General features: G+C 54.5%; 21 protein-coding genes. 3 read left to right on the top strand and 18 right to left on the bottom strand.

Annotated elements, in window-relative coordinates:
• Positions 1-64: 64 nt before the first annotated feature.
• Positions 65-1,078, top strand: a complete 1,014-nt coding sequence (locus tag F0319_RS03030) for an NAD-dependent epimerase/dehydratase family protein (RefSeq protein WP_149366254.1) — start codon at positions 65-67, stop codon at positions 1,076-1,078.
• 67 nt (positions 1,079-1,145) lie between these two features.
• Here F0319_RS03030 and F0319_RS03025 read toward each other — a convergent pair whose 3' ends face one another.
• The 15 genes from F0319_RS03025 to gspC all read right to left on the bottom strand — a co-directional run bounded on the left by F0319_RS03025 (position 1,146) and on the right by gspC (position 17,524).
• Positions 1,146-2,966, bottom strand: a complete 1,821-nt coding sequence (locus tag F0319_RS03025) for a chitinase (protein ID WP_149366253.1) — start codon at positions 2,964-2,966, stop codon at positions 1,146-1,148.
• A 139-nt stretch (positions 2,967-3,105) separates the two neighbouring features.
• Positions 3,106-3,555 (bottom strand): type III secretion system invasion protein IagB, encoded by a 450-nt coding sequence (gene iagB / locus F0319_RS03020; RefSeq protein WP_149366252.1) that lies wholly within the window; start codon positions 3,553-3,555, stop codon positions 3,106-3,108.
• Between the two features lie 132 nt (positions 3,556-3,687).
• Positions 3,688-6,456, bottom strand: coding sequence for a glycosyl hydrolase family 18 protein (locus F0319_RS03015; protein WP_149366251.1), 2,769 nt, complete (start codon positions 6,454-6,456; stop codon positions 3,688-3,690).
• Between the two features lie 259 nt (positions 6,457-6,715).
• Complete coding sequence (locus F0319_RS03010; RefSeq protein WP_149366250.1) at positions 6,716-7,513, bottom strand: prepilin peptidase; 798 nt, start codon at positions 7,511-7,513, stop codon at positions 6,716-6,718.
• On the bottom strand, positions 7,510-7,995 hold the full coding sequence (gspM, locus tag F0319_RS03005) for a type II secretion system protein GspM (protein WP_149366249.1): 486 nt from the start codon (positions 7,993-7,995) through the stop codon (positions 7,510-7,512). The genes F0319_RS03010 and gspM overlap by 4 nt, the downstream gene beginning before the upstream one ends.
• Positions 7,992-9,137, bottom strand: coding sequence for a type II secretion system protein GspL (gene gspL / locus F0319_RS03000; RefSeq protein ID WP_149366356.1), 1,146 nt, complete (start codon positions 9,135-9,137; stop codon positions 7,992-7,994). Before gspL ends, gspM begins: the two co-directional genes overlap by 4 nt.
• A 15-nt stretch (positions 9,138-9,152) precedes the next feature.
• Positions 9,153-10,172 (bottom strand): type II secretion system minor pseudopilin GspK, encoded by a 1,020-nt coding sequence (gene gspK / locus F0319_RS02995; protein WP_149366248.1) that lies wholly within the window; start codon positions 10,170-10,172, stop codon positions 9,153-9,155.
• Positions 10,169-10,849, bottom strand: coding sequence for a type II secretion system minor pseudopilin GspJ (gspJ, locus tag F0319_RS02990; RefSeq protein WP_149366247.1), 681 nt, complete (start codon positions 10,847-10,849; stop codon positions 10,169-10,171). Before gspJ ends, gspK begins: the two co-directional genes overlap by 4 nt.
• Positions 10,842-11,225: a type II secretion system minor pseudopilin GspI gene (gene gspI, locus F0319_RS02985; RefSeq protein ID WP_127730215.1), complete on the bottom strand. Its 384-nt coding sequence runs from the start codon at positions 11,223-11,225 to the stop codon at positions 10,842-10,844. The genes gspJ and gspI overlap by 8 nt, the downstream gene beginning before the upstream one ends.
• Positions 11,218-11,703, bottom strand: coding sequence for a type II secretion system minor pseudopilin GspH (gene gspH, locus F0319_RS02980; protein ID WP_149366246.1), 486 nt, complete (start codon positions 11,701-11,703; stop codon positions 11,218-11,220). Before gspH ends, gspI begins: the two co-directional genes overlap by 8 nt.
• Complete coding sequence (gene gspG / locus F0319_RS02975) at positions 11,703-12,152, bottom strand: type II secretion system major pseudopilin GspG (protein ID WP_111963893.1); 450 nt, start codon at positions 12,150-12,152, stop codon at positions 11,703-11,705. Before gspG ends, gspH begins: the two co-directional genes overlap by 1 nt.
• A 2-nt stretch (positions 12,153-12,154) precedes the next feature.
• Complete coding sequence (gene gspF, locus F0319_RS02970; RefSeq protein WP_149366245.1) at positions 12,155-13,363, bottom strand: type II secretion system inner membrane protein GspF; 1,209 nt, start codon at positions 13,361-13,363, stop codon at positions 12,155-12,157.
• Positions 13,363-14,841 carry a type II secretion system ATPase GspE gene (gspE, locus tag F0319_RS02965; protein WP_115874602.1) on the bottom strand — a complete coding sequence of 493 codons (1,479 nt, stop codon included), beginning with the start codon at positions 14,839-14,841 and terminating at the stop codon, positions 13,363-13,365. Before gspE ends, gspF begins: the two co-directional genes overlap by 1 nt.
• A gap of 12 nt (positions 14,842-14,853) precedes the next feature.
• Positions 14,854-16,779, bottom strand: coding sequence for a type II secretion system secretin GspD (gene gspD, locus F0319_RS02960; protein WP_149366244.1), 1,926 nt, complete (start codon positions 16,777-16,779; stop codon positions 14,854-14,856).
• 13 nt (positions 16,780-16,792) lie between these two features.
• Positions 16,793-17,524 carry a type II secretion system protein GspC gene (gene gspC, locus F0319_RS02955; protein WP_149366355.1) on the bottom strand — a complete coding sequence of 244 codons (732 nt, stop codon included), beginning with the start codon at positions 17,522-17,524 and terminating at the stop codon, positions 16,793-16,795.
• A 300-nt stretch (positions 17,525-17,824) separates the two neighbouring features.
• Here gspC and F0319_RS02950 point away from each other — a divergent pair, with 300 nt between their 5' ends.
• Together F0319_RS02950 and F0319_RS02945 are read left to right on the top strand one after the other, a co-directional pair.
• Entirely contained in the window at positions 17,825-19,399 is a 1,575-nt protein-coding gene (locus tag F0319_RS02950) for an ExeA family protein (protein ID WP_149366243.1), read from the top strand.
• Positions 19,399-20,013 carry a hypothetical protein gene (locus tag F0319_RS02945; protein ID WP_149366242.1) on the top strand — a complete coding sequence of 205 codons (615 nt, stop codon included), beginning with the start codon at positions 19,399-19,401 and terminating at the stop codon, positions 20,011-20,013. Before F0319_RS02950 ends, F0319_RS02945 begins: the two co-directional genes overlap by 1 nt.
• A gap of 19 nt (positions 20,014-20,032) precedes the next feature.
• Here the strand turns inward: F0319_RS02945 and F0319_RS02940 are convergent, their stop codons facing one another.
• The 3 genes from F0319_RS02940 to F0319_RS02930 all read right to left on the bottom strand — a co-directional run bounded on the left by F0319_RS02940 (position 20,033) and on the right by F0319_RS02930 (position 22,065).
• The gene (locus F0319_RS02940; protein ID WP_111963886.1) at positions 20,033-20,656 is read right to left on the bottom strand and encodes a helix-turn-helix domain-containing protein; all 624 of its coding nucleotides are present in this window, start codon (positions 20,654-20,656) and stop codon (positions 20,033-20,035) included.
• Between the two features lie 258 nt (positions 20,657-20,914).
• Positions 20,915-21,745 (bottom strand): N-acetylmuramoyl-L-alanine amidase, encoded by an 831-nt coding sequence (locus F0319_RS02935; protein WP_149366241.1) that lies wholly within the window; start codon positions 21,743-21,745, stop codon positions 20,915-20,917.
• The gene (locus F0319_RS02930) at positions 21,742-22,065 is read right to left on the bottom strand and encodes a heavy metal-binding domain-containing protein (RefSeq protein WP_008500028.1); all 324 of its coding nucleotides are present in this window, start codon (positions 22,063-22,065) and stop codon (positions 21,742-21,744) included. Before F0319_RS02930 ends, F0319_RS02935 begins: the two co-directional genes overlap by 4 nt.
• Positions 22,066-22,105 lie beyond the last annotated feature (40 nt).

Below are 22,105 nucleotides of genomic sequence, written 5' to 3'. Positions count from 1 at the left end.
ATTGCATAGCGCCGTAATTCACGAAAGAATGCGCACGAAATTCTTTTCAACACAGTGGATTGATATGAAGGTACTGGTTACCGGGGCGACCAGCGGCTTAGGCCGAAATGCGGTCGAATTTCTGCGCAACAAGGGCATCAGCGTCAGGGCTACCGGTCGCAACGAAGCGATGGGAAAACTGCTGCAAAAAATGGGCGCAGAGTTCGTCCATGCCGACCTGACGGAGCTGGTCTCCTCGCAGGCGAAAATGATGCTCGCCGGTATCGACACGCTGTGGCACTGCTCCAGTTTTACCTCCCCGTGGGGAACCCAGGAAGCCTTCGATCTCGCCAACGTGCGGGCTACCCGCCGTCTGGGTGAATGGGCCGTTGCCTGGGGCGTGCGTAACTTTATTCATATCTCGTCACCGTCACTCTATTTCGACTATCACCACCATCGTGACGTGCAGGAAGATTTCCGCCCTGCTCGCTTTGCCTGCGAGTTTGCCCGCAGCAAGGCGGCCAGCGAAGAGGTCATCGACCTGCTGGCGCAGTCAAACCCGCATACCCGCTTTACGGTCCTGCGTCCGCAGAGCCTGTTCGGGCCGCACGACAAGGTGTTTATTCCTCGTCTGGCGCAGATGATGCACCACTACGGCAGCGTGCTGCTGCCGCGCGGCGGCGATGCGCTGGTCGATATGACCTATTACGAAAATGCCGTTCACGCCATGTGGCTGGCCAGCCAGCCGGACTGCGATAAGCTTACCTCCGGTCGCGCCTACAACATCACCAACGGCGAACCGTGCACGCTGCGCAGCATTGTGCAGCGCTTAATTGACGAGCTGCAGATCGACTGCCGTATCCGTTCTGTTCCCTATCCAATGCTGGATATGATTGCCCGCAGCATGGAGCGCTTTGGCAGTAAATCAGCCAAAGAGCCTGCGCTGACGCATTACGGCGTCTCTAAACTTAACTTTGACTTCACGCTGGATATTTCGCGTGCGGAGAATGAGCTAGGGTATAAACCGATTGTGACGCTGGATGAAGGGATTATGCGCACCGCGGCGTGGCTGCGGGATCACGGGAAACTTCCTCGGTAGATTGGGTCCGGCATTTTTACGATGAAAAAAGCGGCAACCCGAAGGTTGCCGTTTGTCATTTTGCTGATTACAGCGCAGTCCACGCGTCCTGCCATGCAATCCCTTTACCAGGCTCGTAGTAGGATGGCGCGTTATTGCACCAGCCGCTGTATGGGTAAGGTTTGCACTGGAACAGCTGGCCGCGGTTGTTAACGATATCGCCTGCTTTCCATTTGGTTTTGGACGTCCAGGTCGGGTAAGTCCCGGTCTGGCCGCCGCTGGCCTGTTTCGGCTGTACGTTCAGCGTATAGCTGGTGCTGCTGCTCAGCTCGCCGTCACTGACGGTCAGGTTGATCTGGTACTGCGTCGCCGCTGCCACGTCTGGCGCATTGAAGGTAATAATCGCTTTATCTTCGCCGCTTACGGTCTGGCCGTTCGGAGCCGTCCAGGTATAAGTCAGGTGGTTACCGTCTTCGTCAGTCGAGCCAGACGCGTTCAGAGAAACTGATTTACCCGCTTCAACCGCTCCCACCGGGCCGGAGATTTTTGCTACTGGCGCATGGTTTACAGGCGCTGGAGTATTATCGTCTGGCACCGGCGTGGTGTTGCCTTCGTCCGTTGGGTCGACAGGGGTCGGGGTAGGTGTTGGCGCCGGGGTTGGCGTGACGTTACCGCCGTCGGAAGTCCCGTCTTCACCCACCACGTTCACATTGAAGTAATGCTTCACGCATTTGGTGTAGTCCCCCTCTTTAAAGGCGCTGAATGGCGTCTGGTAACCCACCAGCTGGCAAGAATAGGTCTGGCCTGATGGAGTATCCGCACTCCATCCCCAGTCCTGTTCCCAGTAGATCTTCAGCGCGCCGGCACCGCCTTCGTCGAACTGTTTCATGTTGGCACAGCCCAGCACTTCGTTAGAAGGAACTGGTACTTTCAGGTAGTTGGCGAACTCTTTGTAATATTTGATACGGTTTTGAGACTGGGCGATCTCAGTCGGGCCGCCACACTCTACGCCGCCGTTGATGATCTGCGTGGTCACGCCGAAGCCTGGTACCAGACCATTCGCCTTATCGTGATCGTTCGGCTGCCATGTGCCGTCGATAACCTGCAGCATGCTCGGTTTTGGCGGCTGCGGGTAGGCGAAGAAGAAGATCGCGGAAGCAAGGTTCAGCCAGGTGTCCGCCACCAGCTCAGGTTTGTCCAGCAGTACACGTACGTCGCCGTACATCGCTTCAGAGAACGGGCCGTAGTTGTAGTTATAGGAGAGCTGTTTCGCACCGCGACCAAAGTAGCTAACGAAATCGCCATCTTTGTCTTTACCGCACGGCCAGGTCTGACCCTGCCAGACATCCGGGTTACATTCACCGTTGTAGCCGCCCTTCTGACCTTCGCTCCAGCCCATCTCACGCACGTAGACCAGTGCCTGACGCCACTCGGGTTCCGGACGCCAGGACTCGTGGCCTCCGGTTTCCTGCGCGAAGTGCGCGAACATGGTTGCCAGAGACTTACGGCAGATGGCATCGCTGTTACGACCATCGGTATAGGTCTGGCACAGTGCAGGGAATTTACCGACCGCTTTCAGGAAGTTGCTGTAAGTATATTCCGGCGCACGCAGTGGGAAGAGATAGTCCCAGTCGCTGGCCTTGATAATCCCTTCCACGCGCTTGACGTTTTCCGGGTTTGTCGATTTACCCGGCTCAATTTGTTCCACCAGGCTGTTGTCCAGCGTGCGGATGGTTGACTTCACTGAAGCCATAAGCGGGAAGTTGGTCAACTCCTGCTCTTTCTTCTGCAGATCGCTGGCCTTAACGGTGTAAGGTTCGCTGCTGGCCTGCAGCAGGGTTGCCTGAGCCATAAACGGTGCAACGCATGCGCCCGCGATAAGAACACTGAGTAATGTCCTTTTGTTCATGTCACTAGTCCTCTTAATTATATTAAGGGTCAATAAAAGTTAATTTTCGCGGTTTATTTATTAATCATTTAATAAATAAACCCGGGAGCAGTTTTCGTTTTATGAAGAACACCATTCGGTACTCTTCAAAAAACAAAAATCAATAATAATGGGTGCGGGTGCTACGTTTTAACTTCTGATATTTATTCCAGACCTTACGGGCATAGACCATGCGCTGCGCGAAATTCTCTTTTCTCAGGCCCGCGTTATAGGCGCCGACCGCCTCCCAGTTATAGCCATAAATTTTAATCATTCCGGATAATATCGATGCGCCAACCATAATCGAGGTGCAGGGCTCGGTAATTAATCGGTACTCATTAATGCCTTTTCGCTCCAGCTCGGAAAAATGTGAACTGTTAATCTGCATAAGGCCGACATCACGCGTGCCATCGTGATTCAGTCCAATCGCATTCGGATTCATTCCCGATTCAACATTAGCAATGGCATATAACAGATAAGGATCCACATGATAATAACTGGCGGCTTTATCCCAGCAGTTGGCAAAGACGCTATGGCTTATTACCAGCAACAATAAAAATAACGTTTTCATTTTCAGTCCGGCTCTTTTTCATTGTCTCCTTACGCGGTTATTACTCTTTTCCTGATTTACGGCCCACGTCCGTCTCGGGACGTGGACCGTAATAGCGGGCAAATTTCTTACCCGCATCGTTATAGCAGTGGCTTACTGGCAGTCAGTCGCCGGGCCTTTTTTCACCCATACATCGCTGCTACCTGGTTTATCACCCTTCGTCCACCATTTCGCGGTGTAGGTGTAACCGTTGTAGGTAGTGGTGTCGCCGCCGTTATAAACCACGTCGGAGCGCCAGTTGAATTTCACCTGACTTACCAGCTCCCATGCATCCACACCGAAGCCCGGCTGGTTGCCCTGAGTCCAGTATTTTGCTTTCCAGACCAGGTTGTCGAAGCTGACGGTATTCCCCGCGTTGTAAACCTTGCTTGCGCTCCAGGCAGCATATTTACTGGCGTTGGCGTCAACAGGCTTATCGCAGCTATTGGTGGCAGAACCTTCGTCAGACGGCGTGTTGCCTTCATCTGATGGGGTGTTACCTTCGTCAGATGGCGTGTTGCCTTCATCGGATGGGGTATTTCCTTCGTCAGACGGCGCGTTGCCTTCATCGGATGGGGTGTTGCCTTCGTCAGACGGCGTTTCCGCTGCTTTAGGCGTTACCGTCACCTGTACGTTAGTCTGTACGCTGGACTTGCCATCGCTTACCAGCACGCTCAGCGTGTAAGTTGATTCCGTGTCCACGTCCGGCGCGGTGATGTTCAGGTTCGCGGTATCTGCGCCTGTCGCCTGCATATTCGCAGGAACGCTCCAGGAGTAGGTCAGCGCGTCGCCATCAGGATCGTTAGCCTGAGCGTGCAGAGAGTAGCTCTGGCCCGCTTCCAGCGTCACGGCTTCCATCTGGTTCACAACCGGCGCCTGGTTTGCTTTCGGCGCTTTGTTCACGACCTGGACGTCAGCAGTACTGCTCAACCCTTTCGCGTCAGTAACCGTCAGGCGGAACGCCAGAGTCTGGTTACTGGTGACAGCGGCAACGTTGAAGGTCGCTTTCGCTTTGGTGCTGTTGGTGATAGTCACCGACGGGCCAGAGATCTGCGTCCACTTGTAGGTGATGGCATCGCCATCCGGATCGGTGGAAGCCGAGCCATCCAGGGTCACCGTCGCCGGACCGGTTACGCTCTGGTCAGCGGCAGTCGCCACAGGCGCATGGTTGGTCACTACCGGATCAACCGGCGCAGCGCCACCGCCTGTCAGGCTTTCATTCATCGCGTTCAGAATGTCTCCGGTATCGGAGTCGATAGACCAGGCAAACAGACCGCCCAGGTTTTTCGCGAGCACATACTGACCTTTCGCCGTTGCGGAACGCGCATCTTCATAGGTAATCAGATCGCCGGTGGTTTTGTTAAACAGATACGGCGCTTCAGCGGTAGCATCATAGTTGTATTCCCAGCCCGCTTTGCCTTTGTACTCGTTAACGATCTGACGATAGTCAACCACGCCCGGTTCCCAGGTCCCTTTCACCATGCCCGTTGCCGTGCCGGTGAACGGGTTGTTATTGCTGTAACCGTGAACGCCGGTCCAGCCGCGACCATACATGGCCGTCCCCACGACAATTTTGCCAGGCTGTACACCCTGCGCGAGCAGTGCATTCACGCCGTTTTCGGTGGTGTAATTAGTATCCGGTTTGTTCGCCGGCGCACGCAGTGCCGCCTGGTGACCCAGATCGGTGTTGCTCCAGCCGCCGTAGAAGTCGTAGCTCATCAGGAAGATGTGATCCATGTACTGCTGTGCAGTGGTGTAATCAACGTCTTCAATTTTGTCGCTGCCTGAGCCGATTGCTGAGGTCAGTTCAAAGGTACGGCCGGTTTCGGCTGACAGTTCATTCATCATGGCGCGCAGTTCGCGCATCAGTGCGGTATAAGTCTCTTTATCCTGCTGCGGGTTGCCCAGCGTTTCGTTCTGACCGCCGCCGCCCGGGAATTCCCAGTCGATATCCACACCGTCGAAGAATTTCCAGGTTTTCAGGAAATCTTTAACGGAAGCCACGAAGCGATCGCGGATCGCTTTGTCATGCATTTTGAAGAACGGATCGGAAAGGGTCCAGCCACCGATAGAAGGCAGCACTTTCAGGCCCGGGTTGGCTTTCTTCATTGCCATCAGCTGGCCGAAGTTACCTTTGTAGGGATCGTCCCAGCCGCTTACGCCAGCCTGAGGCTTCTGCAGTGCGGCCCACGGGTCGTGAATCGCCACCTGGAAGTCCTGACGGCCAGCACAGGCGCGCTTAAGCGCTTCGAAGCTGTTACCGCCTTCGATGGTTTTCAGGCTGTCGTTGATGCCGTCGCCGCCGCAGATTGGAATGAAGCCATAAAGAATGTGGTTAAGGTTAGCCGCCGGGATTTTGTCTACAGGGAAGTTACGGTCGTAAACACCCCACTCAGGGAAATAAGCACCCACCACTTTATCGGTGTGCTTAGAGAGGGTTTTGTTATTTTCCTGCATGGTGGTGTTGAGTGGCAGCAGATGGCTACCGTCGGTATCCGCGACGATAATCAGTTTGCTGGCGCTGGTGCTGCAGCCGCTGGCATTGCAGAGCTCAACCGTTTCCTGATAACGACCACCTTTCTTCACTTTAAACGTAGCCGTGCCGGACATGCTGCCTGCGCCGGTCCAGACGGTTTTGCCGTCGAGCAGCACTTTCGCTGAAGTCGGCGCCGCGCCGCTCCAGACGTCCCACTGCACTTTAACATCGGCGCCATCATGGACTTTGACCAGGCTATTGTAAGCAGAAGCAGACTGATCAACTTCGACAATGGCAAATTTATCATTACCACTGGCGATAGTTGCTTTACCGGGCACTGCTGCGAACACCGGGCTTGCAGCCGCTGCAACGAAGAGTGCCAGATATTTAGGCTTCAGAAATTTCATTATTTGATCCTGATAATACGATTTGTGAAATTAAATACCCATGCTTTTCCATTAAACATGGACGAACGTTATTTACTGATAAATTAATCGTGAACGCTTCTGGTTCACCAAAGACCTACTTATTATTACGCCGTACCTTCCTCCACTCATAAAACATTCAACAAATCTGTTATTGCGGAGAAGAGAATACAATGGGGAATTTATTTTCTCCTTTTCTTCCCTCAATGAAAAAACCTCAAAAAAAACTTGACTGCATTATTTAAAAGATGAGATAGGGGATTTGAGAAATAAATACAGCCAGCCCGGAAAACGCAATGTATGGGCCAAAGGAAATAAGGTTATTTTTATTCTCAAAGGGTTTTAACAGGCAATGCATAATAATACCCCCCAGCGCCGCGATCAGCAAAATAGAGGGTAACGCCTGCCATCCGCACCACGCGCCTAGCGCTGCCAGCAGCTTAAAATCACCATAGCCTAACCCTTCCCGACCGGTCAGCAGACGGAATGCCCAGTAAACCAGCCAGAGCGACAGATACCCCGCCACCGCGCCAAAGATAGCATCGGTCAGCGGTAGCGTCCGGAACAGGGCATGGAACATCAGCCCCGTCCACAGCAGCGGCTGGGTCAGGCAGTCCGGCAGCAGCATATGGCGCGCATCGATCACCGCCAGCGGCAGCAGAAAACTCCACATCACCCACAGCGCGATTAGCGCCGAAAACGACGGTGCCAGCGCGGCGCTGGCGGCGAAAAAGGCAGCGCTACAGACTTCCACCAGCAGCAGCCGCAGCGGAATCGCGCTATGGCAGTGACGGCAGCGACCGCGCAGCGCACACCAGCTAATGATGGGAATATTTTCCCACGCGCTCAGGGTATGGTGGCATTCCGGGCAGTGAGAGGCGGGAAACAGCAGATTGCCTGCCCCCTCTTCTTCCATTACCAGCGGCGGAATACGCTCCCCGACTACGCCCAGGAAACTGCCGAGGATTGCCCCCAGCGCTCCGCTCATCACGCATAGTCCCGGCAGATTCGCTTGCTGCAACAGCATTAGCAGGTTCATGCGCTTTTCGCCCAGCTCAGCGTAATGTGCGCTTTCACCTCACTCTGACGATCCACCGGCGTTAACGCGAGTTTTTCCAGATGTATACCGGAAGAGACGTTCATCTCACGCAGCCAGTTTTGCAGGGCAGAAATGTTGACGCGTTCGACAACAAAGGTTAGCGACTGCTCTTCCTGACGCACGTCTGTCAACGCGACGTGCACGACTTTGGCACTTTCTTCCACCACGCTGCGCGGATTCGGGGTATTGACTATTCTGGACTGGAGATGGTTTTTATCAATTTCCTGGCGCATCCAGTTCAGCGTCTGCTTCTGCTTAAATAACACGGCCTCGTTATTTTTGATCAGAGTATCGAGCGGCATCATCGCGCCGTAATAAACCATCGCACAGCAGAGTGCCCCGCCGCAGAGTTTAAATAAATTACGCTCGCGTGGACTATAATTTTGCCAACGTTTTTTTAACTGGGCTATTTGCGTTTTCATTTATAGCTCCCGGTAATAATGGCGGTATAAGGCGCCTCGCCGGAAATCGGCTGCATCGCAAATTCAAAGGTATCGGCGCTGCGGGCGACAAAATCCTGCAGGGTCTGTTTATCCATGGATTTCACATTCAACGTCAGCTGATTTTGCGTTTCGTCATATTCCACGTTATTGATCTCCAGAGACGGCAGTGACTGCTTGATTTGATTCAGCGCTTCGAGCTGCAGGAAGACCCCTTTCTTAGCCTTGCTGATATTCTGCCCGACGTAGTATTTCAGGTTGCTGGTCTGGCGCAGGGTCGGGAAATAGTGCTGCGCTACGGTGGTCATCTCGCGGTGGATCTCGTTTTGCTGGTGAGTGAGCATCACCGCCATACCAACGCGGGGGCCGATCAGCAGGCCGACGCAAACCAGCGCCGCCGCAACGAGGGCCGTTTTCGCGTGGCGAAAACGCGGACCGCTGGCGCTGCGCCCGGAAAACTCCCCGTGCAGCATGTTGATACGACAGCCCTGCCACTGGGGCTGGATCAACACCAGCGGATGCTGCCACGCCAGCAGTTCATCCACCTGCACCTCCTGCGGCGCATCGCCATAGCAGCACACCTCACCCGTCGGGCATTTACTCAACAGCAGCGGCAGCAGGACCGCATCGGCTTCGCCAGCGCTGCTGGGAGAAAAACGCAGCCAGTAGCTCTCTTCCAGGCTCACCAGCGTAGTGCCCCCTTCGCTCACCGGCAGCAGCCAGGCATCCGGCAGCGCCTGGATCACCGTGAGCCCCGCCTGAGCGAACAGCTCAAGCCAGTGGCGCAGACGTTCAGCGTCGATGGCCACGGCATCCACTTCTGGCCCCTTTTTGTTCAGCACCGTCCAGTGCAGCGTCTCCACCTCGCCGAGCAATGTCTCTTCCGCCATCCACGAGAACTGCGCCGTCTGGGCTGAAAGTCCTTTTTTCGGCAGGGTAAAATGACGAAAAATCGTCTCGCTCGCCGGCAGCAAAAGGCACACCTGCTGAGAAAGCGGATGGCAGGAAAGTTCGCTCAGTGCGCTCCAGCCCGTCAGATATTCCACCCGATCGTTACCGGATTCACACCACCAAATTTTGCCGTCCTCACGGGTATCGGGACGAATAAAAAGCACCTTTTTCATCATCTTCTACTTATCTTATTCAACCATTCGGTAGCGGCGTTGCCAGGTAACGACCTTGCCCGCCTCACTGTCAACGTGAAGCTGGCTGACGACGCGCAGCGTTAAATCATCGGTATTGCCGGTGGTATCCACCCGAAAATAGCGACTGTTGACCGCAACCCTGTCCTGAATCTGCGCCAGGATATCTTTGGTCTGCGGATAGTTGCTCTCCAGCACTTTGCTGAATGCCTCCAGCGACTCCCAGCCCTCTTCCGGGCGTGAATCGATCAGGCGGGCAGCATCGTCCGTGCTTAACACGCCGGTAAAAACCGCCGCCAGCAGCGGCGACTGTTCTCGTGTTAAGGTATTCACATTTATGGTGCCATCCGTATCCGGCAAGGCGCACAGCAGTTTGCTGACCTTCGGCCATGCGGCCTGCGGAAAGGCGGGCAGCAGTCTGATTTCATTGATGGTGCGCATCATTTGATTCGCCGGACCACGGGCGGGCGTCACGCTCGCCCAGGCATCGGCCTCCTGGCCCTGTTTCGCCGTCACGTCGTCGGCGTCAAGATAATCCACCAGTTGCTGGTAAATCTCTTCTGCCGCCAGCGTACCGACTCCGCTTTCTGCCAGCAGCTGTTCGACAATCTGCTCTTTGACCGGTTTTTCCGGCAGCGCAGTGGCGTCGGCCGGGGCCGCTGGCGCCGCATCAACGGCCAGCAGACTATTGACGTTAAAGCAGGTCCGGGCATCCTCCACCTGACTCACCACGGTGTAATTATCTCCATGGGTTTCCATCGGCTGTGCCCAGTCACCTCGCGGCGACAGCCCCGCCCCTTCTGAACTGGCCGCTTTCTGCAATACGTTTTCCAGTACCTTCTGTTGACGGGCAATGGCCCAGCGCAGCGTCTGCTGGCTGACCTGATAATGCGTTTTTTGCAGGTGGCGGCAGAACTGCTGACTGATTTTCGCCGCCAGGGCGGACATCATCACCAGCAGGATCAGGACCACCAGTAGCGCCACGCCACGCTCTTTCCGCGCAGGTTTGCCGCTCATGAACTCACTCCTGGTTGTGCTGCCGTATCGGGCTGCGGGTTGGTTACGGGTTGCGCCGCATTCTCCGCTGCCGGCTGCGCCGGGTCCGCATTCGTCTCTTTTGGCGCGGTCTGGATCTCGGGCATATCGCCGGGAGTGATAAAAACCCAGCGCCAGGTTTCGCCGTTTTCCATAGTCAGATTCAGCTCAACGCCATCAGGCTGATGGGCGATGTCGGTCCATTTCTCCTGCCAGCCTTCGTGCCAGAAACGCCATTTCATCGCTTTCACATCGTTCAGAATCGGCACTTCTTCCGGCTGCGCGCTGGCGGGACCATCGATAGCAGCCCAGACGTTGCGCCACAGGCGCTTGTCCTTTAATGTCCAGCTCACCCGCTCTAGCTGCACCTGACCGCTGATGCCGTTAAGGGTTGTCATTTCCAGACCATTCTGCTGCTGAACGAACACCTCGCCGCTGTTGCGCGGCGCGCGCGCCTGCTGCTGATAAAAGTCACGCGAGAGCAGATTGTACGTGCGCTGAAGCGCCGTCACTTTTGTCGCCGCCTCGTCGCTGGCCGTCGAGGTGCGCATCGCACCGTCAAGAATTTGCCAGGCGAGAATGCTGATCACCGCGAAGATGGTCAGCGCAATCATAATTTCCAGCAGGGTAAAGCCCTGCTGACGCTGCGCCTTACTCACGATCCACCTCCGGTTCGTCTAGCTGAAGTGCCACCACCGGTTGCGCATCGCTTCCTTCGCTGTAAACCCTTACCTCATCGGCAAAGGTATTTTCGGCGGTTTTTACCCGCTGGATATGCCAGGTCCAGGTTTGTCCGCCCATGGTTTCGGTACCCACCTGCTCGGCATCCGGAAAATCGGTCTGAGCAAGCTGAGCTTGTGCCAGTAGATTTTCCGCCACCCAGCCGGCCTGCAGTGTTTCCGACAGGCTGTGGGTAAAGCGCACGTTCAGGGTGACGGAGTTCATCAGCGCCAGCGCCGCGGTGGAGAAAATCACCAGCGCCACCATCACTTCCAGCAGGGTCATCCCCTGCTCTTTGGTTTTGCGTTTAGTCATCGTTTTCCACCACCACGGGAACAGAGCCCTGTGACGTCACGTGAAAGCGCTGCTTTTTATCGAGGCTTTCGAAGCTGAGCGTGAAGCGGCTCAGCTCGCCGTCCGGCAAAAAAATGATTTGCGGTTCATCGTCCAGCGTGGCCGCCAGCGTTCGCGGCGAGAGGGAGACGTGCATCTCCTCAGGAAACTCGCCGCGGGTCGCGATCCGTCCCGCCTTTAGCGGTGCCCAGTGGCTTTCGCCGTTATTTCCAACCTGTGTCACCAGTTCAAATTCTGACGAGGTCATCACCAGCCCGACAATATTTCCGTCCATTACCGCACGGTCAGAACCATATTCAACGAGGGATTTTAGCTGCTGACCAAATGTATCTGCGCCGCTGCGTGATGGAATGGTGGTGACCACCATCATGGCGCTCAGGGCGAATATCACCAGCGCCACGATAATTTCCAGCAGGGTAAATCCACGTTGCTTATTCATTACTTATCTTTTTTATCAAAAGACCAGTTGCTGATATCGTCGGCTGTATTCGCTTCTCCATCCGGACCGGCTGAGAAAATATCGACAGCGCCATGCTCTCCCGGGCTGACCAGAATATAGTCATTGCCCCATGGATCCTGCGGCAGGCGGCGAATATAGCCGTCGTCACGGTAGCCTTTCGGAATGGGCGCAATTTCAGGTTTGGTCACCAGCGCCTGCAACCCCTGCTCGGTGGTCGGATAGCGATGGTTGTCGAGCTTGTACATATCCAGCGAACCTTCCAGCGCCACAATATCGCTGGTCGCTTTCTGAATATCGGCTTTTTCTTTATTGCCCATTAAATTAGGCACGACCATACTGGCCAGCACACCGAGAATAACGATAACCACCATTAATTCGAGCAGCGTGAATCCCGCCTGACGCTTCAGGCTATTCTTTTTCAAAGACATGATTAACCTACCATATTATTAAGTTGAAGAAGCGGTTGTAATATTGAAAGAACGATAAATAGAACAACGGTCGCCATAGTTACTACCAGTGCCGGCTCAAATACCGACAGCGTTAAAGTAATTCGATGCTGTAATGCAGATTCCTGGTTTTCCGCCGCGCGATCCATCAACGAGCCCAGCTCGCCGCTCTCCTCCCCGGAGGCCACCATATAAAGCATGGTGGGTGGGAAAATTTTCGCCTGTTCCAGCGCGTTGTAGAGAGATGCCCCCTGGCGCACGGTGTCCGCCGCCTGCTCAAGCACCTGCCGGGCATAGAGGTTTTCTATCCCGTCCATCGCGATATACATCCCTTCCAGCAGCGGAACGCTGCTGGCCTGCAAAATACTCAGCGTGCGGATGTAGCGCGCGCTGTTGATGGCGCAGACCAGTTTTTTCAGCGGTGAATTTAGCAACAGCCACCGATGATAAACAAATCGGTTCTTTTCTTTTTTTATCCAAAATTTAAAGCTCGCCGACGCCCCGAACAGGCCGCCGGCGATAACGATGCCCCATGCCTGTAAAAAGTCGCTCACCGCAATCAGCGTGCGGGTGGTCATCGGCAGCTCTTGTTTCATATGAGTGAACTGGTCGATGACCTGCGGCACCACGGCGACCAGCAGAATGGAGATCACCGCGATCGCCACTACCGTCAGGGTGATGGGGTACACCATCGCCTGGGTGAGCTTGCTTTTCATCTTCTGGCGCTGCTCGTTGTATTCGGCGAGCTTTTCCAGCACGCCCCCGAGATGACCGGTCTTTTCACCGGCCATCACCAGGGTGCAGTAGAGCTTATCGAAGCTGCGCGGAAACTGGCTGAAGGCGTCGAACAGCGTGTGGCCTTCCACGATCTTGTCGCGGATCTCGGTCACCATCGCCGCCAGGGTTTTATCTTCCGTCTGCTTCGCAATCGCCTTTAGCGCACTCTCCAGCGGCAGCGCGGCATTGACCAGCGTCGCAAGCTGTCGGGTAAACATCGACAGCACCGGAATCGACAGTTTTGCCCCTTTACGGGCGTTTTTCCCCGCCGCCGGATCGCTGGTTGGGGAGATATTCACCGGTATCAGCTTTTGTTCGCGCAGCATCTGGCGCACCTGCTTTGGCCCTTCGGCCTGCAGGTTGCCGCGCTGGGTTTTCCCGGCGGCGTCCGTCGCGGACCACGCATACCAGGCCATTACGCATCCCCTCCGCGCTCGGCGGTGACGCGCATCACCTCTTCCAGCGAGGTCACGCCGGAGATCACCTTCAGCAGACCGTTTTCACGCAGGCTGTAGGCCTCTTTGAAAAGCTGCGTTTCGATGGACATCTCATCTTTATCTTCATGGATCGCACGGCGCATGGCGCTGTCGACCACCAGAAATTCATGGATGCCTGCGCGTCCCTGGTAGCCGCTCTGGCGACACTGTTCGCAGCCCACGGCGCGATAAATCGCTTTGGGCGGCGTTTCCATAAAGGTGAACAGCGCTTTCTCATTGTCATCCAGCGGACTGGTCGTGCGGCAGTGTGGACACAGCCGACGCACCAGACGCTGGGCAATGACGCCAAGCAGCGACGAACCAATTAAAAATGACTCCAGCCCCATATCACGCAGACGGGTAATGGCGCCCGCCGCACTGTTGGTGTGCAGGGTAGACATTACCAGGTGACCGGTGAGGGACGCCTGCACCGCGATTTGCGCGGTTTCACCGTCACGAATTTCCCCGATCATTACCACGTCCGGATCCTGGCGCAGAATGGCGCGCAGCCCGCGTGCAAAGGTCATATCCACGCGCGGGTTGACCTGGGTCTGTCCTACACCTTCCAGTTCATACTCGATCGGATCTTCCACGGTCAGAATGTTGCGTTCATGACCGTTAAGCGCCGACAGCAGCGCGTACAGGGTGGTACTTTTCCCCGAACCGGTCGGGCCGGTCACCAGGATGATGCCGTGCGGACGTTCAATCAGTCCCTTTAACTTCACCAGCTCTTCGTCAATCAGACCGAGCTTGTTGATGTCCGGCTTAAGGTTGCTCTTATCCAGCAGACGCATCACCACGCGTTCTCCGTACTGAGACGGAATAGTGGAGACACGCACGTCAATAGCCTTACGACCAATGCGCAGCGAAATACGACCGTCCTGGGGGAGACGTTTTTCGGCGATGTCCAGTTTGGACATCACTTTGATACGCGACACCAGCAGCGGCGCGAGCTTGCGCGCCGGCTGCAGCACCGGACGCAGCACGCCGTCAACGCGAAAACGAATGCTCAGGGTGCGCTCGAAGGTCTCGATATGAATATCGGAGGCCCCCTCTTTCACCGCTTCGCCCATAATGGCGTTGATCAGGCGGATCACCGGTGAGTTCTCGTCGTTATCGAGCAGATCTTCGTTGTCCGGGATCTCCTCGGTTAACGCCATCAGGTCAATATCGGCGTCCATGTCGTCCACCAGCTGCTGCGAGACGCCGCTGTTCTGCTGCCATATTTTGGTCAGCAGTTCGTCAAACGCTTCCGCCGTCAAGATCGTCGGGGCATAGGAGCGCCCCAGCACGCGGCGCATCTCCAGCAGGGCATACGCCTGCGCATCCTCGCGGATATAAACCTCGTCGTTATAGAACAGGACCCCGTTCTCTTTCGCCCAGGTGCTGGTACAGAGCGCATTACTCATCTCGGTCATGTCGCGTCCGCCTTACTCTTTAAACGGGTTGCGGGACGACACCGGCGCACTGGCGCTCACCGGCGCGGCGCGGCTCTGGGACGGATAGGCCGGCAGCATCGGGGAATCAGAATTCTCTACAATGCCCAGCTTGTGCTCTTCCATACGCTGCTGCTGACGCGCCTGGATCTGATCGTATTTCTCTTTCGACGCCGCGCTGTAGTTGTCGTCGTCGCGCAGTACGGTGGTGTGGATAAACACCATAAGATTACGTTTGGCGCTGTCCTGCGAGGTATAGCGGAACAACTGCCCCACGACCGGAATATCGCCCAACAACGGTACTTTCGAGACCGACTGTTTAGTGACGTTTTCCATCAAACCTCCCAGTACCACCGTCTGTCCGCTGTGGACCATCACTTCGTTATTGATGGTGCGGGTGTTGAACGTTGGGCCCAGGCTGGCATCGGCCGTCGAGGTGTTATCCACGCTGGAAACTTCCTGCTCAATCTTCAGATGGATCATGTCGCCATCGTTGATCTGCGGTACGATTTTCAGCTTAGTACCGACGGTTTTACGTTCCACCGAGTTAAACACGTTATCGCCGCTGGTGGTCTGCGAACCGGAGAGTACCGGTACATCCTGACCGACGTTGAACGACGCCTCTTTGTTATCCAGCGTCACCACGCTCGGTGTCGACAAAATATCGTTTTTGCCGTTAGTGGACAGCGCCGTCATCAGCGCACCAAAATCGCCGTTAAAGAAACCGGTCGCCAGGCCCGTATAGCTGCCAATGACTTTTGACTTCTTGATCTGGCTGATCGGCAGGCCGGTCGAACCAAACTGAACCCCACCGTGTTTACCGGTCCACTGCACGCCCAAATCCAGGCCGTTACCGTCCTGAACTTCGGCGATGATCGCCTCCACCAGCACCTGTGGACGGCGGATATCCAGCTTGTCGATCACTTTCTCCAGCGAATTCATGACGTTTGGCTGGGCGGTGATCACCAGCGAATTGGTAGACTCGTCGGCGGTAATATTCAGGTCGCCTGCCATCGGCGCGGCTTTGCTCTTACCGCCGCCCGCTTTATCTTTCAATTGCTCTCCGATCCCCGTCAGCACCGGCACCACTTTGCTGGCATTGGCGTATTTCAGGTAGAAGACGCGGGTGTTGCCTTCGTTGTTCTGCTCGCGATCGAGCTGGGAGATCAGCATCCGCGTGCGCTGACGCGCGTCAGGGCTGCCGCTAATCACCAGGCTGTTGGTTTCATCGTCGGCGACCACTTTGGTCGCCAGCTGCGGGGCGTTTTGCCCTTTCTGCTCTTCGTTGTTGAGATTGTTCAACATGTCAGAAAGATCTTTGGCCGAGGCAAAACGCAGTGGCACGATTTCACGGCGCTGGACGCCGCTTTGATCCACTCGCTGCACCAGATCGACCAGGCGGTTTACCACCGAGGCTTTGCCGGTTAACAACAGCACGTTTGACGGTTCAAAATGAACCACGTTGCCGATGCCGGAGGCGTCGTTCAACTGACGCAAAAGGGGGGCCAGCTCACGTACCGGGACGTTCTCCATCCGCACCACGCGGGTGATGATTTCGTCGCCTTTGCCGGGGTTTTTGCTGTCGGCAATCGGTGCGCCCGACATGCGGGCCACCGAAGAGCGCACGACTTTCACCATCCCGTTATCCATCGGGATCACCGACAGACCATAGAGATCCAGCACGCTCAGGAAGAACTGATAATATTCCTCTTCCGTCAACACGTTGTAGGTACGGACCGACACCGTTCCCTGAACGGAAGGATCGACCAGAATGGTTTTATTGAGGTTACGCCCGACGGTATCGATAAATTCGCGGACATCGGTATTTTTAAAACTGGCGCTAAAGTTCGCCGCGAACAGCGAACCGGAATATAATGACAATGCGGTCAGCGCTACGCACGCCCATGGAAATTTCTTCATGTCTGTACACTTATTAATTGTTTAGAACATTGACCCGAATATTTTCAAGGTGAGCGTGACGCCGAATAATGACATCCGCCTCTTTCATTTTTGACCAGCGGGCAACGATCTCTTTTGCCTGCGCCTCTTTAGTCATATCCACATCGTCAACTTTTACCACTACATCACCTTTTTCCAGGCCAGCATGGCTGTAGAAAGGAGACGCATTGCGTGGATTAATGTTGTAGCCTTCCAGCTGGCCTTTCTCGATTAATGGTTTTAACACCAGGTAATCATCCAGATGCAGATTATCCAATCCTGCATCTTTCTTCGATTTGGTTACCGGGCTGCTGTTAACGCCGCCTTTAAAATAGTCTGGTTTTTTAAGTGAAATAACCTGCGGTGCGCCTTCATAATTCACCACCACATTATCGGGATGAATTTCGGCAATATAGGCATTGTCAAAACCGGCGAGCATTTCGCCCTCGCGATAGCTCTTTTGTCCGGAGGGGGTTTTTATCACCGCAAAGGACAGCCAGGCTTCGTCGCTGCTGAGAATACCTTCGATTTCCGCACTGAGCGGCTTTTTCAACGCCGCTGGCTGTTTCGCTGGCATCACCGCCGGCGTAAAAAGTACAAACTGAGTTTCATCATGACTTTTTTTTTGCATCTTCTGCTTTGGATCAGACAATCTGTTCGTAACTTTCTTATAATCTTTATAAACCATATACCCTTGCTGGCCGCAGAAAATGAGCAGCACAAACATGACGCAGGGCATAATCAATTGATTAACAAATGACATCCGCATTTTTTAACGAGCCTTTCTGCCAGTCAGTAATTCACAGCACAGGGCTGTATGATTAAGTGGCGTAAATACTAATGAGTTCCCTATCCCCCGCCCATTTATACTTCCGCCAACAATAATTTAGAAAAAGATTGAACATTAAATAAACCTATGCTAAAAGCGCAGGCCGAATATTTTTATCCTGCATTCAAATTGCCCCTTCCGCCCGTATCCTTTACTTTTCCGTCTCCTTGTTATGAATGAAAGAGACGGTAATACGCTATGTATATGCGCCATTTTAATTTCACTACCCAGCCTTTCCGGACTATCAGCCGGATGCCAGGTGATTTTTTTGTTCCGTATCATCAGGATGTGTTCGGTTTGCTGAAAGAGAAGTGCCAGACAACAGGCGTTACTGCGCTCTTTAGCGACGACAGCTATCTCACCTCGCAGTTTTGCGATGCGCTTAAAAAGCATGACGGCACGCTGATTGCCATTAACGCCTTCCCGAAACTCAGCGCCAGCGGCCTGCTCTATAAACTCAACACCACCACTAAAGAGAGCAAAACCCGGATCCAGGCTATTGATGCTGTGCTGCGTCAGTGGCAGGACGAGATGTTGTCCCGCAAAACCTCACGTAAAGTGCTGGTCATCTCGCATATTCAGTCGATGAAAGCGAATTGCCATGAAGCACTGTCAATGCTGTTAACCCGCGCGCAGGAGCTGGATGTGCCTCTGTCGGTTGTGCTGATGGGATCGGCCGACCAGGAAGCCGCCCTCCAGCAGTCCGGGTTGCGTGAATCTCTTCATACGCGTCACACGCTCCGGCCTCTCACCTGCCGCGAATCCCTGAGCTATGTTCAGGCCCAGTGTGAAGCGCATGGCAGCGACGCGACGCCGTTCACCCGGGCCCGCGTGCGCAAGATGCATGTTCTGACCAAAGGACAGGCAGGCAAACTCAACGAGCTGGCGCACCTTGCGATGCTCGCCGCCTGGACCGAACGTTCAGCGCAGGTATCGCCGCGCCATCTGCGCCTCGCCGCAGGAGAAGTTCTGCCGGCAAAACCGAAGGGCAAACGCCTTGCCGTTATGGGCCTTTTTGCCTCTGTACTGTTTGCCGCCTGCGGCTGGACATTGATGCCCGCCATTACCGCCAGACTGCCGGTACAGCTGCCCGTGATGGCAAGCTGGAAACCGCAGACCCCAAAAACCGACGCCCCAGTGGTGCCGGTTATTGAGAATGAAGTGGTGAATAAGCCCGATGCGATGCATCAGCTCTATACCATGTGGGGTTATGACACCACGATGGAAGAGGCGCTCTGCCAGAACGCCGGGCGGGTCAACCTGATGTGTAAGGAGGGCAGCGCTCCGGTCGAGGAGTTGGCAAAAGAGGGTTACCCGTGGATCGGCGAGATCAAAACGGGCGATCACCTGAACTATGCCGTGGTGGCCAGAGTAGATGATAACTCGCTGGATCTGCTGATGAATAATCGCACCTGGCAGGTGAGCCGCAGATGGTTTAACCAGCATGCAACGGGCAATTACACCCTATTGCACCGCCTTACGCCGCAGGGGAAAGATGCCGTGAGCGCCGAAAGTAGCGTCAAAGATTTGGGCTGGATGGATCAGCAGCTTAGCCTGGCGCTGAATCTGCCCGAAACCCACGCAAAGGTGTGGACGGCGGAACTAATGCAACGTACCCGCGAGTTTCAGCAGAAAATGCATCTGCATGTGGACGGGATTGCGGGTGAAGAGACATTGATGCAGTTAATGCGTGAAACCAGGACTACGCCAAGCGTGCTTATTCAGTCCGCAAATATATCTGCGACCCCCACCGCGCAGGAGAAGCATTTATAATGTCGACGATCACTCTGGCTGCCCAGCGCAGCTATACCCTGAACGCACCGGTCTGGTTTTCTTACCGGCGCCCCTCGCTGAAAAAAATGGTCTGTGCCACCCTGATCTGGGTGGTGGGAATAGTGATGACGATCGCTGCGGGACTCTATGCTCATCTTTACTGGGATCTGCGCCATCCGGTACCAGAGCCAATAAAAACGAGCGCCGTTAAGCCAGAAACGAAGCTATCGGACATGCATTATGTCTATGTCAGTAAACCGTTCCCGCAGCCTGAAGCAAAGCAAGAACCGATGACAAAAGAGATGCCGCCGCTGCAGGAGATGCCAATTGATAGCGGCGATACCGACTGGCAGCAGGCGCCAGACGGTGAATTACCGCATGATATATCCCGAGATACATTGCCAGGGACCGAAATGAACGTTTCTGCTACTCCCGAACAGGATAATACCAGTCACACACTTGATGATGGGGCAATCAAGGCATTATTGATGAAGGCGTTAAAAGAGCAGGAAAAAGATTATTCGCAAGGGAAAATACCCACGTCCCCCGTGGAAGAAACCACGGCAGGAACGCAGGCAAATAATTCACTGACACATAGTCCCTCTTCCAGTTAAAAGGGGAGGTAAAAAGCGATTAATATTTCTCTGGCAGTGTCGACAAATACATCAGACGACCTTTATCAACCTGAATATAATTACCTTTTTTCAGGTCAGCGAGGATTTTAATAATGGTGCTGCGGGCAAGGCTGGTATATTCCTGAATATAGTCGTAAATATTAATATCGTGCTGATGGTGCACCATCAGTTCGTTAATTTCCAGCAAGAACTCGCGAACAATCGAGTACGCGCTGCGGGCGACGAGCACTTCGTCACGTTTGCTGAGCATGCAAATATACCAGGAGAGGACTTTGCTCAAGGCTTCCCACAGGTTTTTTTCGCTCATCAGACGGAAAAAATCATCTTTTTTAATAGTGCGCACCACGGTATTGGCACGAACCAGGCCGTACATATGCGCTGAATTGTAATAAATAGAGGAGAGACCGAAAATACATTTATTATGTAAGGTGAATACACACAGTTCATCCGACTTGCGGCGGAATTCAACTTCACCGCTAATGATAAAATGAATATCTTCGTTATTCTCGGTACTGATACGCTGCCATTTGCGTAAGGTTCTTTCTTCAAAACCTTCAGTTGCCGCGATAATGGCGTCAAGTTCTTCTTGTGGACGGCTATTTTTACTATAGATACTTAACATAGTTATACCCATTAATATTAAATTGGAAAAGATGAACGTGTGCAATCACAGCGCATAAATGCGTAGTCCATTTAATAAATGTAAATAAAGCTAAGACGTCAGCACATCAGTATTTCTGATTTCGCGTGCTGATATATTGTCAAACACGTTAGCGAGTAATTTCGACTGAGGAAACTATAAACATTTACTCCGCGAATGTGATTAGAAAATTAGTCCAAAAGGAGACCGTGTAAAAGTGGAGTCGGGTAACCCGAGGGATTACCCCTGCCCGTAGCGCTCTAACAGCGCCTCCGCGATTGCCAGCGTTTCGCGATCGGCCACGCCGTCCCAGCGCGCCGGGCGAAAATGCATCTGAAACGCGACGATCACGCGCTTCTGCTGTGCGTTCGTCATCTTATCGGTCACCTCATAGCCGTAGCGCGCCAGCAGATCGAGCAGCACCTTCGGCTCCACAAGCTCATCTCGCGGCTTGCCGTTCAGGTAAAACGCCACCCGCGCCGGGTCGGGCCATGCGCCAATCCCCTGCAGCGCCAGCTGACGCCAAGGGAACAGCGGGCCGGGATCGTCTTTGCGCTGCGGGGCGATATCAGAATGGGCCACCACATTTTCAGGTTTGATGTTGTAGCGGGTGATAATGTCTTTGGCGAGCGGCACCAGCGCCGCAATCTGCGCTGGCTCAAAAGGGGTAAAGCGCTTAACGCCCGACGTTTTTTGCCAGCCACGGTTCTCCAGCTCAATGCCGACAGACGTATCATTGATGCGGTTGGTGCCGCGCCAGAAGCTGATGCCCGCATGCCAGGCTAGTTCGCTCTCGGGTACCAGCTGCCAGATGCGCGGCTTACCGTCCGGTGCGGGAGGCCTGGCAGGGATCAAATAGTGAGAGCTGACGTTTTTATCCGTCAGCGTGGCCAGCGAGCTGTCAAAATCATCCGCGGTGTAGTGGATCACCAGCACCTTGATGCGCGGATAAGCCGCCTGAGCCTGATGACGCGTATCCAGCTCGTAGGCGCCTTTGTCGATAACCCCTTTTTCCGTGGCGCATCCTGCCAGCAGCAGCGCCAGCAGCAGCGCGGCAAACGAACGCCTCATCTCAGGGTTTTCACCGCCGTACCGCTTACGCTCACCATCAGCATGCTGCCATCTTTCCCGACCGTTTCGTAATCGATATCAATCCCCACGACCGCATCAGCGCCGAGGGCTTCCGCCTGCTCGCCAAGCTCTTTAAAGGCGATTTCACGCGCTTTACGCAGCTCTTTTTCATATGCGCCCGAGCGGCCGCCAACGATATCGCGGATGCCGGCAAAAAAGTCACGGAAGATATTCGCGCCGAGAATCGCTTCGCCGGTGACCACGCCGCAGTACTCGGTGATAGTCTGCCCTTCCAGGGTTGGCGTTGTTGAAAACTGCATGGTTTCTCTCCTTCTTTAGCGTTCAATGCCTTAGGCACAG

Source organism: Enterobacter vonholyi (genome assembly GCF_008364555.1).
Lineage (GTDB): Bacteria > Pseudomonadota > Gammaproteobacteria > Enterobacterales > Enterobacteriaceae > Enterobacter > Enterobacter vonholyi.
This window is presented reverse-complemented; position numbering and strand designations above follow the sequence as displayed.

What these genes read in the sequence shown, in the direction of transcription:
- gspL (WP_149366356.1), bottom strand. Translation starts at nt 9,137, where the DNA reads ATGAAAAAGGTGCTTTTTATTCGTCCCGATACCCGTGAGGACGGCAAA.
- F0319_RS02940 (WP_111963886.1), bottom strand. Translation starts at nt 20,656, where the DNA reads ATGTTAAGTATCTATAGTAAAAATAGCCGTCCACAAGAAGAACTTGAC.
- gspI (WP_127730215.1), bottom strand. Translation starts at nt 11,225, where the DNA reads ATGACTAAACGCAAAACCAAAGAGCAGGGGATGACCCTGCTGGAAGTG.
- gspH (WP_149366246.1), bottom strand. Translation starts at nt 11,703, where the DNA reads ATGAATAAGCAACGTGGATTTACCCTGCTGGAAATTATCGTGGCGCTG.
- gspF (WP_149366245.1), bottom strand. Translation starts at nt 13,363, where the DNA reads ATGGCCTGGTATGCGTGGTCCGCGACGGACGCCGCCGGGAAAACCCAG.
- F0319_RS02930 (WP_008500028.1), bottom strand. Translation starts at nt 22,065, where the DNA reads ATGCAGTTTTCAACAACGCCAACCCTGGAAGGGCAGACTATCACCGAG.
- F0319_RS02950 (WP_149366243.1), top strand. Translation starts at nt 17,825, where the DNA reads ATGTATATGCGCCATTTTAATTTCACTACCCAGCCTTTCCGGACTATC.
- F0319_RS03015 (WP_149366251.1), bottom strand. Translation starts at nt 6,456, where the DNA reads ATGAAATTTCTGAAGCCTAAATATCTGGCACTCTTCGTTGCAGCGGCT.
- gspM (WP_149366249.1), bottom strand. Translation starts at nt 7,995, where the DNA reads ATGAAAACGCAAATAGCCCAGTTAAAAAAACGTTGGCAAAATTATAGT.
- gspD (WP_149366244.1), bottom strand. Translation starts at nt 16,779, where the DNA reads ATGAAGAAATTTCCATGGGCGTGCGTAGCGCTGACCGCATTGTCATTA.
- F0319_RS02945 (WP_149366242.1), top strand. Translation starts at nt 19,399, where the DNA reads ATGTCGACGATCACTCTGGCTGCCCAGCGCAGCTATACCCTGAACGCA.
- gspE (WP_115874602.1), bottom strand. Translation starts at nt 14,841, where the DNA reads ATGACCGAGATGAGTAATGCGCTCTGTACCAGCACCTGGGCGAAAGAG.
- F0319_RS03025 (WP_149366253.1), bottom strand. Translation starts at nt 2,966, where the DNA reads ATGAACAAAAGGACATTACTCAGTGTTCTTATCGCGGGCGCATGCGTT.
- iagB (WP_149366252.1), bottom strand. Translation starts at nt 3,555, where the DNA reads ATGAAAACGTTATTTTTATTGTTGCTGGTAATAAGCCATAGCGTCTTT.
- F0319_RS03010 (WP_149366250.1), bottom strand. Translation starts at nt 7,513, where the DNA reads ATGAACCTGCTAATGCTGTTGCAGCAAGCGAATCTGCCGGGACTATGC.
- gspK (WP_149366248.1), bottom strand. Translation starts at nt 10,172, where the DNA reads ATGAGCGGCAAACCTGCGCGGAAAGAGCGTGGCGTGGCGCTACTGGTG.
- F0319_RS03030 (WP_149366254.1), top strand. Translation starts at nt 65, where the DNA reads ATGAAGGTACTGGTTACCGGGGCGACCAGCGGCTTAGGCCGAAATGCG.
- gspG (WP_111963893.1), bottom strand. Translation starts at nt 12,152, where the DNA reads ATGTCTTTGAAAAAGAATAGCCTGAAGCGTCAGGCGGGATTCACGCTG.
- F0319_RS02935 (WP_149366241.1), bottom strand. Translation starts at nt 21,745, where the DNA reads ATGAGGCGTTCGTTTGCCGCGCTGCTGCTGGCGCTGCTGCTGGCAGGA.
- gspC (WP_149366355.1), bottom strand. Translation starts at nt 17,524, where the DNA reads ATGTTTGTGCTGCTCATTTTCTGCGGCCAGCAAGGGTATATGGTTTAT.